The sequence below is a fragment of the Acinetobacter sp. YH01019 genome (genome assembly GCF_013420285.1).
In the GTDB taxonomy this organism is placed as follows: Bacteria; Pseudomonadota; Gammaproteobacteria; order Pseudomonadales; family Moraxellaceae; genus Acinetobacter; species Acinetobacter gandensis.
In genome coordinates this window covers 1-17,075 of sequence record NZ_VOYM01000010.1, presented here as the reverse complement: position 1 = coordinate 17,075, position 17,075 = coordinate 1, and the positions used below count along the sequence as shown (strand labels likewise).

12 protein-coding genes are annotated in these 17,075 nt (G+C 39.5%); 11 read left to right on the top strand and 1 reads right to left on the bottom strand.

What is annotated here, in order from left to right:
* The first annotated feature begins 41 nt into the window (after positions 1-41).
* The 9 genes from FTT84_RS04200 (at position 42) to FTT84_RS04160 (ending at position 11,672) form a co-directional block, all read left to right on the top strand.
* Complete coding sequence (locus tag FTT84_RS04200; protein WP_180080065.1) at positions 42-1,067, top strand: methionine ABC transporter ATP-binding protein; 1,026 nt, start codon at positions 42-44, stop codon at positions 1,065-1,067.
* Positions 1,064-1,759, top strand: a complete 696-nt coding sequence (locus FTT84_RS04195; RefSeq protein ID WP_078193550.1) for a methionine ABC transporter permease — start codon at positions 1,064-1,066, stop codon at positions 1,757-1,759. Before FTT84_RS04200 ends, FTT84_RS04195 begins: the two co-directional genes overlap by 4 nt.
* 144 nt (positions 1,760-1,903) lie before the next feature.
* A complete protein-coding gene (locus tag FTT84_RS04190) occupies positions 1,904-2,422 on the top strand; it encodes a hypothetical protein (RefSeq protein ID WP_180080063.1) in 519 nt (172 codons plus the stop codon).
* 106 nt (positions 2,423-2,528) lie between these two features.
* A complete protein-coding gene (locus FTT84_RS04185; RefSeq protein ID WP_257223353.1) occupies positions 2,529-3,119 on the top strand; it encodes a hypothetical protein in 591 nt (196 codons plus the stop codon).
* A gap of 129 nt (positions 3,120-3,248) precedes the next feature.
* The gene (gene dnaE, locus FTT84_RS04180) at positions 3,249-6,821 is read left to right on the top strand and encodes a DNA polymerase III subunit alpha (RefSeq protein WP_180080060.1); all 3,573 of its coding nucleotides are present in this window, start codon (positions 3,249-3,251) and stop codon (positions 6,819-6,821) included.
* A gap of 53 nt (positions 6,822-6,874) precedes the next feature.
* The gene (locus FTT84_RS04175) at positions 6,875-7,717 is read left to right on the top strand and encodes an RNA methyltransferase (RefSeq protein ID WP_180080057.1); all 843 of its coding nucleotides are present in this window, start codon (positions 6,875-6,877) and stop codon (positions 7,715-7,717) included.
* The gene (cysE, locus tag FTT84_RS04170; RefSeq protein WP_067762575.1) at positions 7,710-8,519 is read left to right on the top strand and encodes a serine O-acetyltransferase; all 810 of its coding nucleotides are present in this window, start codon (positions 7,710-7,712) and stop codon (positions 8,517-8,519) included. Before FTT84_RS04175 ends, cysE begins: the two co-directional genes overlap by 8 nt.
* A 106-nt stretch (positions 8,520-8,625) precedes the next feature.
* On the top strand, positions 8,626-9,540 hold the full coding sequence (locus tag FTT84_RS04165) for an ABUW_2363 family tetratricopeptide repeat lipoprotein (protein WP_180080054.1): 915 nt from the start codon (positions 8,626-8,628) through the stop codon (positions 9,538-9,540).
* Between the two features lie 128 nt (positions 9,541-9,668).
* Positions 9,669-11,672: an alpha/beta fold hydrolase gene (locus FTT84_RS04160; RefSeq protein ID WP_067762577.1), complete on the top strand. Its 2,004-nt coding sequence runs from the start codon at positions 9,669-9,671 to the stop codon at positions 11,670-11,672.
* Between the two features lie 55 nt (positions 11,673-11,727).
* Here the strand turns inward: FTT84_RS04160 and FTT84_RS04155 are convergent, their stop codons facing one another.
* A complete protein-coding gene (locus FTT84_RS04155) occupies positions 11,728-12,504 on the bottom strand; it encodes a TenA family transcriptional regulator (RefSeq protein ID WP_180058671.1) in 777 nt (258 codons plus the stop codon).
* 273 nt (positions 12,505-12,777) lie between these two features.
* Here FTT84_RS04155 and FTT84_RS04150 point away from each other — a divergent pair, with 273 nt between their 5' ends.
* Both FTT84_RS04150 and mutS read left to right on the top strand, forming a co-directional pair.
* Entirely contained in the window at positions 12,778-14,001 is a 1,224-nt protein-coding gene (locus FTT84_RS04150; RefSeq protein ID WP_180058955.1) for a diguanylate cyclase, read from the top strand.
* 260 nt (positions 14,002-14,261) lie between these two features.
* Positions 14,262-16,892, top strand: coding sequence for a DNA mismatch repair protein MutS (mutS, locus tag FTT84_RS04145; RefSeq protein ID WP_180058954.1), 2,631 nt, complete (start codon positions 14,262-14,264; stop codon positions 16,890-16,892).
* Positions 16,893-17,075: the final 183 nt, after the last annotated feature.

The window sequence follows — 17,075 nt, the reverse complement described above, 5'->3', positions numbered from 1 at the left end:
TTACTTTGCCTGTTTTTTCATTTTTGAACTTTTTTGAAGCTATGATCCAATTTAAAAATATCTCCAAGCATTTTGAGCTTAAAGGCCAAACCGTTACAGCACTGGATCAGATTAATCTGGATATTCCAGATGGCTGTATTTTCGGTCTGATCGGCTATAGTGGTGCAGGCAAAAGTACCTTAATTCGTTTAATCAATTTGCTAGAGCGCCCGAGCGAAGGTCAAATTATTATTAATGATAAAGACTTTACTGCTTTAAATTCGAGCCAGCTTCGTCAAGAACGCACTAATATCGGTATGATTTTTCAGCATTTTAACTTGTTGCAAACCAAGACTGTTGCACAAAACATTGAAATGCCACTGAAATTATTAGGTGTATCAAAAACTGAACGTCAAAAGCGTTTAGATGAATTATTAGAATTTATTGACCTAAAACATAAAAAAGATGCCTATCCAGATGAATTATCTGGTGGACAAAAACAACGTGTTGGTATTGCTCGTGCGCTCGCCAATCATCCTAAAATTTTACTTTGTGATGAAGCGACTTCTGCGCTTGATCCGCAAACCACAAAATCAGTTTTAGCCTTACTTAAAAAAATCAACCAAGAACAAGGTATCACCATTGTTATGGTGACCCATGAAATGGATGTCATTGAATCTGTTTGTGATTTTGTTGCCGTCATGGAACAAGGTAAAGTAATTGAACACGGCTCTACGCTAGAAATTTTTAGTAAGCCGCAACAAAACACCACCAAGAATTTTATTCAAACTGTATTGCAACAACAGTTACCAGTTAACATTTTAAATAACCTAGAAAATCAAAATCATAACAGTATCTATTGCTTAAAATTCCTCGGAAGTTCAGCACAAGAAACCGTGGTTCAATCGGTGATTAAACAGTTTGATATCAGCTTGAATATTTTATTTGCCAATATGACCGAAATTAACGGTGCAGTGATTGGACAAATGTTTGTTCAGCTATTGGGTGATGCAACCTTGATTCAACAATCAGTTGCTTTCCTTGAGCAAAATGGCGTTGAAGTGACACAAGCAGGAGTTCAGCCATGAGAGATTTAATTGTTCAATGGCTGACACAAATCACAGCGCCATTTTGGAAAAGCTCTCTTTCGATGGATCAGTTTGTCACTGCGCTACAAGAAACATTTCACATGGTATTCTTTGCCATGCTATTTGGCTGTATTTGGGGCTTTATTCAAGCAGTGATTTTATATGTATCACGCCCGCAAGGTATTTTGCCAAATCGCGTGATTTATCATGGCTTAAACCCAATTGTGAACGCGCTACGTTCATTGCCATTTATTATCTTACTCATTGCAGTGATTCCGCTAACTAAAGTCATTGTGGGTACTTCTATTGGTACATGGGCAGCAATTGTTCCACTGACCATCTATGTTGGCCCTTACATTGGCCGCTTAATTGAAACTTCACTGCTTGAAGTAAATGACGGTATTATTGAGTCTGCCCAGGCCATGGGTGCATCTCCTATGCAGATCATCACTAAATTTGTACTACCTGAGTCACGTAGTTCGCTCATTCTAAACTTAACGACTGCAACCATTAGCTTAATTGGCGCAACAGCCATGGCAGGTGCAGTCGGTGCAGGCGGTATTGGTGACCTGGCGATTTCTTATGGTTACCAACGTTTTGATAGTAGCGTCGTTATTATGACTGTGATTGTATTATTGATCTTGGTGCAAATCGTACAAAGTCTAGGTGACTGGTTATCGAAACTACGTTAAGGCTTTAAGCACGCGTTTTCATCATCTTATTGAATAAAACCCTCTACATGAGGGTTTTATTTTGTCGATATTATTTTATACTTTTAAAAATCTTGTAAAACTATAAGCGACACCCCCTCTTCCTTATTAAATTATTTTAACCTTATGAATTACAAAATAAAAAAAGCCAATGTCCGCCAAGACTTTAATGGCTTATATATTTCTATACCTGCGAAAAAGAATCTATTTATGCTTCTGTTCTTCATGCTTTGGTTAATTGGTTGGGGCTTTGCTGAATACCATGCCGTGACTGATTTTATCAATGAAAACTATAAGATCGATACTTTTGAATTATTTTGGTTAGTTGGCTGGACAATCGGCGGGCTCTTTGTAATGAAAACCATCTTAGAAAACTTATTCGCTAAAGAACAGTTAGTGATTAAAGACCAGCAGCTCAGTATAAAAAATGCAATATTAGGTCTTGGCGTTTCAGAGCGCCTTGCTACACATCAAATTACAGAGATTAAACTTAATCCGTTTACTCCCCAAAATCCACAAGATAAAACTGGGAAAATTTTAATCATCACGCCTGAAAAAACTTTCAAATTTGCACAATCAATTAGCCTAGATGAAGCACAGTGTTTAATACAATTAATTAATCAATCAGCAGCTCCACAGAAGTAGCTCAAACTCAATAACAAATTTTGATCAATACACAACTAAATTCTAGAAAAGGATAGCTATGCGCTTCATTTATTCTCTATTTTCTGCACTAATGTTCAGCTCTACAATGAGCACGACAACCTTTGCATCCATTGCACATTATGATTATGTGACCAGCATTAAGGTGAATGATGTTGACTTAGCCTCACCCTTGCCTGCTGCAAAAGCAAATGCATTAATCAGCAAAAATCCAGTGAAGCTAAAATATGAATATTCAGAATGTACTGGTAATACAGAATTTCAAGTCTCATCAAAAGGTAAATTTCTTAAATTTGAAATTTACACTGAGGACAATCCTCAAATTAAAAATGATTCATTCTATAAAAATAAAAACAGCTTCGCTCAACTTGGCCAAACCAAAGGCGCTGTGTGGATGGAATGGGACAACGCCACGCAAATACGCGATAAAATTCAAATCGGTCAAAAAAACCTGACAAGCCAATATAACTTTCTACAATTTAAAAAAGACTTTCCCAAAAGTGCAAAATCCGCCAATCCCAATGAAATTGCTTATGTGATTTTGCTCTCACCTACTCATGCCAAATCAGTGCTGAAAGAACCGCAAAACTATGATTTACCCTATATTGGCAACCTAGCATTCAACTTTAAAAATGGCAAATTAACTGCCTTTTCAGTTAATCAAGGTGTTGCTTGCTAAATAGTGATTGTCTTACAGCGTTTATTGATTAAACAGTGAATTTATAAAACACCATAAAGCCATGCAATAAACGCAAGTTTGATCTCAGAGCATGCTAAAATAATCAGCTGTTTTCGCAGGGACTCATCTATGCACTTTGTACATCTTGGTATTTTTACAGAATTTTCCGTTACTGAATCTATTGTACGTATACCTGATCTTGTAAAAGCTGCAGCCGCAGATGATATGCCTGCTTTAGCCATCACAGATTTATCCAACTTACACGCAGCGGTAAAGTTTTATCGTAAAGCGATGGATAAAGGTATTAAACCTATTTTAGGTTCTACCCTACGCTTAAATGACGCAGAGCACAAAGTTACCCTGCTTTCTATGTCAAATAAAGGCTGGCGTAGCCTGACTGAGTTGGTTTCTGAAGGCTATATTTCAGGACAACAACTTGATATTCCATGTGTTCAAAAAGATTGGATTTTAAATCAGCACGAAGATTTAATTGTATTACTCGGCATGCATAGTGACGTGGGCAAGATGCTGTGCTCATCTAATCCACAAAAAGCTGAACCACTTTTAGCCGAATGGATTGAAAAGTTTGGCAATCGTGTTTATTTGTCATTAACACGTACTGACCGTCCTGGTGAAGAAGACTTCATTCATGAAGCAGTTCAGCTGGCTAAAAAATACAATATCGGTGTTGTTGCGCATAATGATGTGCATTTCATTACCAAAGAAGATTATGAAGCGCACGAAGCACGTGTTTGTATTGCAGATGGTTATGTACTAGGTGATAGCCGTCGCCCGAAAAACTACAGCCCTGAACAATACTTCAAAACTGCCGAGGAAATGACAGAGCTGTTTGCAGATATTCCAACTGCAATTGAAAATACTTATCACATCGCCCGTCGTTGTAACGTTTCGCTGCGTTTAGGCTTCCATGACTTACCGGATTATCCAATCCCTGAAGGTCATACCATTGATACCTATTTTGAGCACTTATCTCAAGTCGGTTTAGAAGAACGTCTGGCACACTTATACCCGGTAGAACAACGTGGTGATGATTGGCCTGAGATTCGTAAGCCTTATGATGAACGACTGGCCTATGAAGTCGGCATCATTCTGAGTATGCAATTCCCTGGTTACTTCTTAATTGTCATGGACTTCATTCAATGGTCTAAAGGCAATGGCGTACCGGTAGGCCCAGGCCGTGGTTCAGGTGCGGGTTCATTGGTTGCGTATAGCTTAAAAATTACCGACCTTGACCCACTTCGTTATGACCTACTGTTCGAACGTTTCTTAAACCCAGAACGTGTATCCATGCCCGACTTTGATGTCGATTTTTGTATCGCAGGTCGTGACCGTGTCATTGACTACGTAGCACGTACCTATGGTCGTGAAGCTGTATCACAGATTGCTACTTTCGGTACCATGGCGGCTAAAGGTGCAATTCGTGACGTTGCTCGTGTCTTAGGTAAATCCTATGGTTTGGCTGACCGTATTTCTAAAATGATTCCGACCAAACCTTTAGGTTTAACCTTAGAGGAGTCAATTGAAGCTGAACCACAACTTAAAGACATTGTGACCAATCCATCTAACCCAGATAACGACGATGCAGCCGAAATTTGGGAAATGGCATTAAAGCTTGAAGGGATTACGCGTAATACAGGTAAACATGCCGGTGGTGTAGTAATTGCACCAACCAAACTTACCGATTATTCAGCAGTATTATGTGACGCAGATGGGACAAACCGAGTTGCTCAATTTGATAAGGACGATGTAGAAGCTGCCGGCCTAGTTAAATTCGACTTCTTGGGCTTACGTAACTTAACAGTAATTGAAGATGCCATTAAGCATATTAATGCCCGTCCAGATATCACGACACCTGTCGACATTTCATTGATTCCACTGGATGATAAACCTGCGTATGCCGTGTTCGCTGATGCCAACACGACAGCGGTGTTCCAGTTTGAATCCGTCGGCATGAAAAAAATGCTGAAAGAGGCACGTCCAAGCAAATTCGAAGAAATTATTGCCTTCGTATCTTTATACCGTCCAGGCCCGATGGATCTGATTCCAGACTTTATCTTCCGTATGCACGGTGGTGAGTTTGAGTATTTACACCCCCTGCTGGAAAGCGTGTTAGAACCAACTTACGGCATTATGGTGTATCAGGAACAGGTAATGCAGGCTGCGCAGTTCTGTGCAGGCTATAGCTTGGGTGGTGCAGACTTACTTCGTCGTGCCATGGGTAAAAAGAAAGTCGAAGAAATGATTAAGCAACGTCAGACTTTTACTGACGGAGCTGCGCTCAAAGGCATTGATGCTGATACTGCCAACCATATCTTCGACTATATGGAAAAATTTGCAGGTTATGGTTTTAACAAATCACATGCGGCAGCCTATGCCCTTGTGGCCTATCAAACCGCATGGTTAAAAGCGCATTACCCTGCCGAGTTTATGGCAGCAGTCATGACCTCGGAAATGCAAAACACCGACAACGTGGTGTTCTTGATTGATGACTGTCGTATCAATGGATTAGAAGTTTTTCCACCCTCAGTCAATATGTCGCTGTATAATTTCCATGCCAGCGATCCAAAAACCATTGTTTATGGTTTAGGCGCCATTAAAGGTGTCGGTGAAGCCGCGATGCAATCGGTGATTGATTCACGCATTCAAGATGGCCCATATAAAGACCTATTCGATTTCTGTCACCGTATTGATCTGAAAAAAATCAATAAGCGAACTTTAGAAGCCCTCATTCGTGCAGGTGCACTAGATTGCTTAGGCATTGAACGTGCCGATTTGATGGCACAATTACCAGAAGCTGTACAAGCGGCTGACCAAGCCCGTACAAACCGTGAAACAGGGATGATGGATTTATTTGGTGAAGTTGAAGAAGTTCAGCGTAAACCTTCTAAACCTGTTAAACCGTGGTCAGATGAAGTACGTCTTAAAGGTGAAAAAGATACGCTTGGTTTATATCTGACTGGTCACCCGATTGATGTTTATCGCCCTGAACTTAAAGCTTTCGTTTCGCAGCGTATCAATGAACTCACCCCAACACGTCGTGGAGTAACCACTGTCTTTGCCGGCCTTGTGGTGGATGTGGCAAACTTCCCCAACCGTATGATGGTCACACTGGATGATGGTACAGCTCGTATTGAAGTTTCAGCCAACCATGAACGCTTTAACCGCTTTAAAGATATTTTACAAAATGAAAAAGTAGTGGTAATTGAGGGTGAAATTTACGAACGTGAAGGTTTTGATCGCCCAATGGGTCGTTTAACCAAAGCCTTCAGTTTGAATGAAATTCGCCAAAAGCGTGCCAATGCAATTCAAATTAAACTGACCCCTGATCATTTTAGTAAGACCCTTTCACGCGATATTCAAAATATCCTATTACCTTACTGCAATGTTGATATGTGTACACATATTCCCGTTCAACTTTATATCGACTATCCGTATGCTACAGCTGATATTCATTTAGGCCTGAATTGGAAAGTTGCACCATTGGATGAACTCCTATCCAAATTACGTGATTACTTTGGTAAAGAAGCGTTGCACATTGAGTATCATGTTAAATCCAAAGCAGCGAAAGCAGTGAGCTATGAACAAGCCTCTCAGCCTGCTCAGGTACCGCCACCACCAGAAGGTATGAGCATGGATGACGCAATGGATTTATATCAAGCCGAAGTCGGACAATTTTCTTAAAGTTTAAATGCGTTTTTAAACTAATTTTTTAAATACATCATATTGGAATCAACATGAATCAAACTGACAATGCTGCAGTTTCAGCACATCTCTCCCATGTGCGTATTGTCATGGTGAATACAACTTTGCCAGCAAATATTGGTAGTGCATTACGTGCCATGAAAACCATGGGTCTCTCTAAACTTGTTTTGGTTGCGCCAAAAACTTATCCGCATCCAGACATTAATGCGCTTTCTGCTGGCGCAATCGATTTAATTGATCAAATTGAAATCGTTGACACCCTAGAAGACGCGATTAAAAATTGTCATATTGTATTTGGTACAAGTGCACGTAGTCGCACTATTCCTTGGCCTTTACTTGATGCACGCCCTGCTGCGGAAATGTCACTCAAAGCCGTATCTGAAAGCAAACAAGAAGTAGCTGTCGTGTTTGGCCGTGAAGATCGCGGTTTAACCAATGAAGAATTGGCGATGGCCAACTACCATGTGACGATTCCAGTCAACACTGAATATGGCGTTTTGAACGTTGCGCAAGCTATTCAAGTGATTTGTTATGAAATGCGTATGGCAGCTCTTGGTTTAACAGAATTAACCAGCAACCCTGATGCAAATATGCATGTGACTAAAGACATCGATATGGAATGGGATGAACCTTTGGTCACCCATGAAATGATGGAGCAGTTCTACCCACATATTGAAAAAATGTTGGCAGAGATTGAATTTATGGATCCTAAAAATCCAAGATTGTTACCTTTGCGCTTGCGTCGTCTATTTGGACGTATACAATTAGATCGTATGGAATACCACTTATTACGTGGCATCTTTAGCCGAGTACAGGCTTTAAATAACGGAACATGGAAAAAATCAACAAAGAATGAGGATCAATCAAATGCTTAAACAGCTCAAAGAAGATATACAGGCTGTCTTCGCGCGCGATCCTGCTGCACGAAACACGCTCGAAGTCTTAACAACTTATCCAGGTATTCATGCTCTGATCATGCACCGCATGGCTCATGAACTTTGGAAAAAAGAGTGTAAAGGCTCAGCTCGCCTCTTGTCTTCTTTTAGTCGTTTTGCCACAGGCATTGAAATTCATCCGGGTGCAAAAATTGGTCGTCGTTTCTTCATCGACCACGGCATGGGTGTGGTTATTGGAGAGACAGCAGAAATTGGGGATGATGTAACTTTGTATCATGGTGTAACCCTTGGCGGGACTACGTGGAATAAAGGTAAACGTCATCCGACGTTGGCAGATGGTGTTGTGGTTGGTGCAGGTGCCAAAATTTTAGGGCCTTTTACCGTAGGTAAAAATGCCAAAGTCGGTTCAAATGCCGTTGTCACTAAAGAAGTACCACCTGATACGACTGCTGTAGGTAATCCAGCACGCTTTATTAGCAAAGATAAGCCAAAGGATGATGCTGAAACACGTCGTCGTGATTATGCTGAAAGTATTGGTTTCCAACCGTATGCAGCGACACAAGATCAAACCGATCCAATGCTTGAAGGTATGCGTGTATTACTTGACCGCATTCAACAAAATGAAAAACGTATGAACAATTTATGTCAACGTTTATCACTCCTTGACCCAACCTTTAACAAACAGCAGTTAAACGAAAAACCATTTAGCCAAGAAGAGCTAAAAATCATTGAAGATGTGCGTCGCGAATGCGAAGCGCAAAGTTCACAATCTAAAGCTTAACCAAAAGCAATCACAATCAATAATGTGCGACTTGCATGTTGTTCAGAGATTTTTTAGACTGACCAACATGCACTTTTGTATAAAATAAATTAAATGGATGAACATTATGACGCTTAAGCCCTTGGCAGCTGCTTGTATTGCTTTAACTCTTGCCGCTTGTGGAAGCGCCCCAACTAAGAATAATGCACCTAAAGATGCAATGATCTTTGTAGAACCAGAACTTACACCTCCGTTCTATGCCCTTAACCCTTTTAACTACGATGCCCCACCTCCATTTGAATTAAATCTACAAAAAGCAGCGGCTCAACCTGTAACTAAAATGGTTGTGACAAGCCCGACTGACCCTTCTAAGAAACTCACTCTTGAAGAAAACCGTTTGATCATTCCAACTGTTAACAGCAAAGAACGCTCTATGAAATTTGCTGCATTGGCAGGTGATAACGAAATTGATATCACAGAAATTGATGACTTCTTACAATTGGTTGAAGGCAAAGCTCGTCACTACCCACCGCGTTTTGTACAACGTCAAGAACGTAAAGGTTTTGAGCTAAAACTGAAAGAAGTAACTCAACAGCTTGATACTTTAGCTTCAAAAGAGAATGCTTCTTTTGACATCCTAGTGCGTGCATTCAAAGCAAGTGTTATGGCACGTAACCTAGATTTAGGTTCTGTGTATACCACCAAGTCTTTAACTTATGCTCAGCGCATTCTTAAAATTAACCAAGAAGATGCTGAAGCAAACTTCTGGTTTGGTTTTGGTCTCTCTGAAGGTGGCGGTCAACGTGAAGCGATTCCATATTTAGATAAAGCAATGAAAGCGGGTGTACAAGAAGCCTACCTGTCAGCTGCAAACAATTATATTGCGATGGAACAAAAAAAGAACGCGATTCAAGTCTTGAAAAACTATAAAGTAAAATACCCACAGGAAGGTGAAGTTGCTGATCGTTTAATTCAAGAAATTGAAAAGCAAGGCCGCTGGAACGTATGGCAAGTATTAAATCCACCTAAAGTTGCTTCTTAATCGTATTGATTTAGAAATTTCTTTTGAAAAAGACCGTTTTAACGGTCTTTTTTCATTTATGGCGAATTGAAAATCCTGACAATTATCGTATGATTTGAAAATATTCAAACTTATTTTGCGACCTACCTATGCAGCTAAATACTAAAACAATACTGCTCCTTGGAATCATGAGTACCAGCGTACTGAGTGGATGTCAGGTCGTCAGTGTCAAAAATCAGAAACTTAATGTTTCGATTGCCAATGAACGTGAAAGTATCTTATCTCGAAACAAACTCAGTGAAGCCAGTTTAAACGTCTTATCAATGACTGGCCGCGAAGCCAAAGCCTGTACTGAAAACCCACAAGCTTGCGTCGACGAATTACAACAAATTCCTCAAATTCAGGATGAACAATTGCTTGCAACCGCAAGTGAGCTGTATTTAGCCAAAGCTATCGAACTTGAATCATCTTCTGCTTGTAAAATTGGGTTATTAAGTAGTCATAAATCCGATGAAAAGAAAAAGCTTGAAGAAGCAAACTATAATCAATGTCTAGATAACCAATTAACCCTATTAGATAAGAGCATTCGCTATAGTTATGCCTATATGTTCAAAACGAAACGTGCACCTGCCGATCGTATCTTTGACAACAGACAGGTTCAAATTCGTGATTTTTACAACCAAGGCATTGCAAAATTAGTTAATAGCTACTCTCTTCGTTATAAACCTCAAGAAGCAACGCAGCGGATCACGGTTGGGCATACCACCTATCACATCAATTTTAGTCATTATCCAGAGCTGCAAAATCGTAAAATTGAGCAGTTGATGTCCACATATAACTTGAACTTTTCAGGCTTGCGCTCGATCACCCGTCGGGATGGTTTTGGCTCTGAGTTTTTAGTGGTTCTACCCGATGACAGTGCAAATCCATCAGAAAAATCAAAATATATTATCGACCCGCTTCACTTTAAATATCCGAATGGTGCTAATCCAAATATTCATCCAGCACGTTATCTTGCAGCGACATTTACGGCAGAACCTGTCAATGCAGGCTCAGTAGAACAAATTCTGAATAGTAAAGAATTTCAAATCAAAGCGTATGATCCCTACAAATATGAGCAAGTGAATATCGGTAATAAAAATTATGCGTTGGCAGCAAACTTTTCTGCACCTTATGGACTGTGGTTAGCGCAAAATAACCTCGGTAAATCAGCCTATTTATCATTGATTGACCGTGATGAAAAACTGACTATGCCGCATTTGTATATGTTAGAGCCCTACAATCCGAATAAAAAAGTCATCGTATTGGTACATGGTCTTGCTAGCAGTCCCGAAGCATGGATTCGATTAACCAACGATATTATGGGTGATTCTGTGCTGCGTGAGCACTATCAAGTATGGCAAGTATTCTATTCAACGAATATGCCAATTATTGAAAGTCGTTTCCAAATTTATTCAATATTGAATCAAACCTTTGACAAGGTTGCTGCTAATGCGCCTGCAAAAAAGGATGCTGTCTTGGTCGGCCATAGTATGGGCGGTATTATTGCCCGCTTATTAGTGAGTCAAGCAGATACCACGCAAGATGCTTTGAAAATGATGAATTCCCGCCAACTTGGCCAATATCGAAACATCCCTGTGGTCAAAAACCGCTTGGTAATGGATGATATACCAAACTTCAGTCGTGCGATTTTCCTTGCTGCCCCACACCGTGGAACTGCATTTGCAGACCGTTGGTTTACCAAAGCTGCACGTAAAATCATTAAACTTCCAGGTGCATTCTTATCGGCTATGGGGGATGTCATTACTCAAGAAGAAGACTTGAAAGATTTATTTAAAGAAATTGATCACGGTTTAATTCAAAATGGGCCAAGTGATTTAAGCCATCAATCCAAGTTTATTGCACTAACTGAAAATATCCAGCCGCGTAAAGGATTGAAGTTTCATTCAATTATGGGCAATAACACCAACAGTGATGACCTTAATATTATTAGTGATGATGTTGTACCTTATAGCAGTGCGCATTTGGATGGGGCAGTCTCTGAAAAAATTATTAAGGGTGGACATTCTATTCAAGAAACGCCTGAAGCCGTATTGGAGTTACGCCGAATCTTACGCTTACATTTAATCGAACTCGGTTTGTACAAGCCTTAAGTAAAAAAACCGCCTACATAGGCGGTTTTTTTAACACTAAATTTAATAACATTATTCAATCCCAACTTTTTTGTTGTGCATAGCATGCATCTAAGGCTAGTTCATAATAGGCCAAACCCTCTTTGGCCGTATCAAAGGCTTTTTGTTGCATAACAGGATCATGCTCGCATAAACGCTTAATGAGTTCCATCGCTTCATAAGGATGAATATCATCATAATGCGCATGAGCACGCAACCAAGCCAAACTCCGTTTATTAATATTCACGTCTGGATGTGACGTATAAGCCGAAATTCCGGCATACACTTTTGTGCTCCAATCACCTGTTGCCCACTCTATGGCCAAATTGGTTGCTGCCAAGCATTCGGCTAAATGACCACGTGTATTAATATTCCATAAAAAATGGTTAATCGCATTCATGGCTGCTGGAGGTTGCACACGATCAAGTTCATCTACACTTAGACCAAAACCTCCTGCCCAATCTCGGTACCAATTTAAATGACGCTCTTCAACCTTAATATTTTGTATCAACCAATTCCGTGTTTCGGTGACACCCAACTCGGAAAATTGAGTCGCTTTACTTAAGGCTAACCCCATAAAAGATGGAAAATGTGCCACCAAAGGATAAAAGTTTAATAAGGCAAAACGAAAGCTATTTAAAGTTAATTTTCCACTAGCCATATCTACAAAAAATGGGTGTTCACTAATTCTATTTTTATATGGTAATAAATTATCCCAAAATTGCTGTGACCATACTTGATGTGGGGTTATATGAAATTCCTCTCCATATACATTACGATTATCTTTTTTTATATTTTGTATTATCGATGTCATTTCGCCTTGCTGCCTATCTGACTATTCTCTTCATATTAAGTGAATATATTCCGAACACAATCCTTTTTTAAAGATCGTAGTTTCATATATTTATTATAATTCAAATTTAAATTTCACCATTCACATAATCATTATTTAAGATTTTTTACAAAGGCATAAAAGTGCTTGTTTTATTTTAAAATTTAATATATTTAATCATTATTATCCATTCTAAAAATAAGCAAAATTGAAATGATATAAAAATCCATAACTTTAATGTGAGCGTGACAACGTATGAAGTTAAAAGGCTCTAAACTTTTAGATCGAGAAGCGATCAACAATTTGATCTCTAAAAGATTAAATAAAGTTCACTTTTCTAAAAATTTAGAACCTGTCTATAGACGTCAATACCAAAATGAAGCCGCCTATGAGTTCCGCGTGCGTGGCATTATTATTTTTATGCTCTATAGCTTTTTAAGTTATGGCATTTATCAAATTATCCCCGCTGGTAAAAACTCAACATTGTGGTTTTCACTCTATGTTTGGGTCGGCATCATTATTTTAGTTGCTTGGATTTTATCTTTCCTTAAACGTTTAAACCAATATTTTGATTTATATACTTGCATTGGTTCCATGTTTGCCGTAGCGATCTCTTTTATTATTGTGACGGTGGTGGGCAACGACCACAATGATGCCTTATTACACGCAGCTATGATGTACGCTGTTGTGATTATCTATGCTTTTGTTGGCATGCGCTTTTATACTGCGCTTATTGCAGGATGGTTTGGCGGTGTTATTGGGGTCATTGTGACGAAACTGTTTCACTATAATATAGATTGGACTTTTCTTAATCGCACATATACTTTTAGTAGTTTCCTCGGTATGGCACTTGCCTATGCAATTGACCGGCAACATCGTGAAAACTACTTACAAAACTGCATGATTGAACTCAATCAATTAGAAATGAAAAAGCAATCAAGACAATTACAATTACTCTCTCAGATTGACTCACTCACTGGACTTGCAAACCGACGCCATTTATCAATGATACTTGAACAGCAATGGCGCTATGCAATGCGCCACAAGCACCCTTTAAGTATTATGATGATTGATATTGATTGCTTTAAGAACTATAACGATCATTTGGGTCATCAAGCTGGTGATCAATGTTTAAAATTGATTGCTCAAGAACTCCTCACCATTAGCAGCCGCAGTGGTGATTTAGCTGCACGCTATGGTGGTGAAGAATTTCTGGTTCTTATCCCAATGTTTGATGAAAAACAAATCGAATCTTTAGCTAAATATCTCATTCATCGTATTCATGAGCTAAAATTGCCACATCCTGCAAGTAGTGTTGCTGACATCGTGACGATTAGCATTGGCACAGCAAGTATCAAGCCGAATGAAAAAGATGACCTAAATCAATTTATACGTACCGCAGACAATGCGCTTTATAGTGCGAAAGCACATGGACGTAATCAATATTGTATCGGTGCTGAATTGATGGCCTCTATTTAGCCACCGCCATAATATTCATACGCTTATCTGTATCTTACATCTCCTCTATTTCTTTTCTGCATTATTTATACACAGTAAAGTCGATTACGGCTTTTTGTTCAGACTTTTTTTGTTAGAATCATCCGCGGTATTTGTTTCTGAACGTCGAAGTTTTAAATACAGTCTAAGAATAAGCATAAACCTGTACATATTGACTTTATTTCAGTCCTTAAGCTCTTTTGACAAATACACAGCTATTTATTTTTAAGGTGTTTTATTTAATGCAAGCAGCGATTTCAAAGATGGATCTGTCTACTTTAACCCCTATGATGCAACAGTATATGTCAGTGAAAATGCAAAATCCGCATTCATTGATGTTTTATCGTATGGGCGATTTTTATGAGCTTTTCTTTGAAGATGCACATAAAGCAGCGAAACTTCTTGGAATCACTTTAACCCATCGCGGTAAAGCCAATGGTGAGCCAATTCCGATGGCAGGCGTTCCTTACCATGCAGCAGAAGGTTATCTCGCCCGTCTCGTCAAAAAAGGCGAAACTGTCGTGATTTGTGAACAAATTGGTGAGGTTACCGGTAAAGGTCCAGTCGAGCGCGGTATCGTTCGAATTATTACACCGGGTACATTGACTGATGATGCACTCATTGCATCACATCAAAGCTCTAACTTGGTTGCTATCTGTCTGCAACAAAACCAAATTGGTATTGCCTTACTTGATTTAAGTGCGGGCATTTTTAAAGTTCAGCAAATGGACTATCAACTTGAACAATTAGCAATTGAACTTTCACGCTTAATGCCAAGTGAAATTTTGATAGATGAAGATTTAATTGATCCAAACATTGTTGAGCAAATTAAACGTCAATTGGACTGTCCAGTAACAAAGCGTCCCAATGTTGATTTTAATTTAAACAATGCGCAAAAAACCCTATGTGACCAATTTGCCACCTCTACCCTTGCCGGTTTCGGTATTGATCATTTACCGCTCGCAAAAGCTGCGGCTGCGGCATTAATCCACTATGCACAAATTACGCAAAAAACTGCGCTCCCGCATATTCGCAGTATTCAACTTGAGCAAAGCAGTGATTTTGTCGCACTCGATCCTGTTACACGCCGTAATTTAGAACTGATTGATCCTTTATTTGAACATGGCACATCATTATTTCAATTGATCAATGATTGCCAAACTGCAATGGGTGGACGTTTACTTAGCCGCACCTTGATGCAACCACTACGTGATTCAGCATTATTAGATGCACGATTAGATGCATCACAAGCCATGTTACAAGGCTATCACGAATCCCCTATACGCTTAGTATTAAAAGAAATTGGTGATATTGAACGTGTATTGTCTCGTGTTGCTTTAGGCAGTGCTCGTCCACGTGATTTAGTTCAATTACGCCAAACCTGTGCGCAAATCCCTTACTTGCGCCATGCACTCGAACCGATGATCCAATCGCATCAATCTAAGTTATTAATGCAATTGAATGATGAGATGGGCGATTTTCATGGATTACATCAGCGTTTGATGTCCGCGATTGTTGAAAACCCACCTGTATTGCTACGTGATGGTAACGTGATTGCAGAAGGATTTGATAGTGAATTAGATGAGCTACGTCAAATTCGTGATCATGCAGGACAATTTTTAATTGACTTAGAAATACAAGAACGTGAAAACACAGGTATTCCAACCCTTAAAATCGGTTACAACCGTGTTAGTGGCTATTACATTGAATTAACGCGTGCACAAGCAGAACAAGCACCAGATCATTATATTCGCCGTCAAACACTCAAAAATGCCGAACGTTATATCACGCCTGAACTGAAATCATTTGAAGACAAAGTCCTTTCAAGCGAATCACGAGCACTTGCACGTGAAAAAATGCTATTTGAAATGTTACTTAATGAATTGCGTGAAGACATTGGCAATTTACAAATGATGAGTGCAGCCATCGCGCAAATTGACTTATTGGCCAACTTCGCCCATCAAGCCCGTCTTCGTAATTGGACACGCCCAGAATATAGCCCTGAAATTGGTATCCATATTAAAGCCGGTCGTCATCCTGTCGTCGAAGCATTAAGCAAATCGGCATTTACGCCAAACGATACGACGCTCGACTTTAATCATCGCATGGCCATTATTACTGGGCCGAACATGGGTGGTAAGTCCACCTTTATGCGTCAAACCGCTTTAATTACGTTATTAGCGTATTGTGGTAGCTTCGTGCCTGCGCAATCAGCAATACTCGGCCCAATTGACCGTATATTTACCCGTATTGGTTCAGCAGATGACCTTTCCACAGGTAAATCTACATTTATGGTCGAAATGACTGAAACCTCACAAATTTTACATCACGCCACCAACCAATCTTTAGTCCTTATGGACGAAGTTGGTCGTGGCACTAGTACCTATGATGGCCTGTCACTTGCTTGGGCATGTGTATTGGACTTAACACGTCGTATCAAGTGCTTATGTTTATTTGCAACACATTATTTTGAACTGACTGAACTTGGCAAAGATGCCAATATCGATAATTTCCACGTTACTGCACGTGAATTGAATGGCAATCTCATTTTATTACACAAAGTTCAGCAAGGGCCTGCGAGTCAAAGCCATGGTCTACAAGTTGCTAAATTAGCAGGTATTCCAAATGCGGTAATTAAAGAAGCGCAAAACCGTTTGCGTATTTTAGAAACCCAGCAAAAGCAGCAACTCAATACCGCGGTACAAACTGACTTATTTGCAGATGTCGCTCCAGCTGAAGTAGTTGAACGCATCGTTGAAGTGGAAAAGGAATCTCCTGCACTTGATGCATTAAATAATCTTGATGTTGATAATTTGACACCTCGAGAAGCATTACAGCAACTTTATGCATTAAAGGATTTATTAAAAATCTAACTCTACTTCAATTTGAAAGCCCCCCTATTAGGGTAATGCCAGTCAGTTAAGAAATTGGTGGTGTTTCAAAAAGTATGCTGAAAAAAAGCAGGTTGAATTTTGATAAAATAGAGAAATGCAAATAACTCTAGAAATCAAATGTCCAACCTGCCTCAGTGACAGTATAAAGAAAAATGGCATCAA

What these genes read in the sequence shown, in the direction of transcription:
- FTT84_RS04150 (WP_180058955.1), top strand. Translation starts at nt 12,778, where the DNA reads ATGAAGTTAAAAGGCTCTAAACTTTTAGATCGAGAAGCGATCAACAAT.
- FTT84_RS04165 (WP_180080054.1), top strand. Translation starts at nt 8,626, where the DNA reads ATGACGCTTAAGCCCTTGGCAGCTGCTTGTATTGCTTTAACTCTTGCC.
- FTT84_RS04200 (WP_180080065.1), top strand. Translation starts at nt 42, where the DNA reads ATGATCCAATTTAAAAATATCTCCAAGCATTTTGAGCTTAAAGGCCAA.
- FTT84_RS04155 (WP_180058671.1), bottom strand. Translation starts at nt 12,504, where the DNA reads ATGACATCGATAATACAAAATATAAAAAAAGATAATCGTAATGTATAT.
- FTT84_RS04175 (WP_180080057.1), top strand. Translation starts at nt 6,875, where the DNA reads ATGAATCAAACTGACAATGCTGCAGTTTCAGCACATCTCTCCCATGTG.
- FTT84_RS04190 (WP_180080063.1), top strand. Translation starts at nt 1,904, where the DNA reads ATGAATTACAAAATAAAAAAAGCCAATGTCCGCCAAGACTTTAATGGC.
- dnaE (WP_180080060.1), top strand. Translation starts at nt 3,249, where the DNA reads ATGCACTTTGTACATCTTGGTATTTTTACAGAATTTTCCGTTACTGAA.
- mutS (WP_180058954.1), top strand. Translation starts at nt 14,262, where the DNA reads ATGCAAGCAGCGATTTCAAAGATGGATCTGTCTACTTTAACCCCTATG.
- cysE (WP_067762575.1), top strand. Translation starts at nt 7,710, where the DNA reads ATGCTTAAACAGCTCAAAGAAGATATACAGGCTGTCTTCGCGCGCGAT.
- FTT84_RS04195 (WP_078193550.1), top strand. Translation starts at nt 1,064, where the DNA reads ATGAGAGATTTAATTGTTCAATGGCTGACACAAATCACAGCGCCATTT.
- FTT84_RS04185 (WP_257223353.1), top strand. Translation starts at nt 2,529, where the DNA reads ATGAGCACGACAACCTTTGCATCCATTGCACATTATGATTATGTGACC.
- FTT84_RS04160 (WP_067762577.1), top strand. Translation starts at nt 9,669, where the DNA reads ATGCAGCTAAATACTAAAACAATACTGCTCCTTGGAATCATGAGTACC.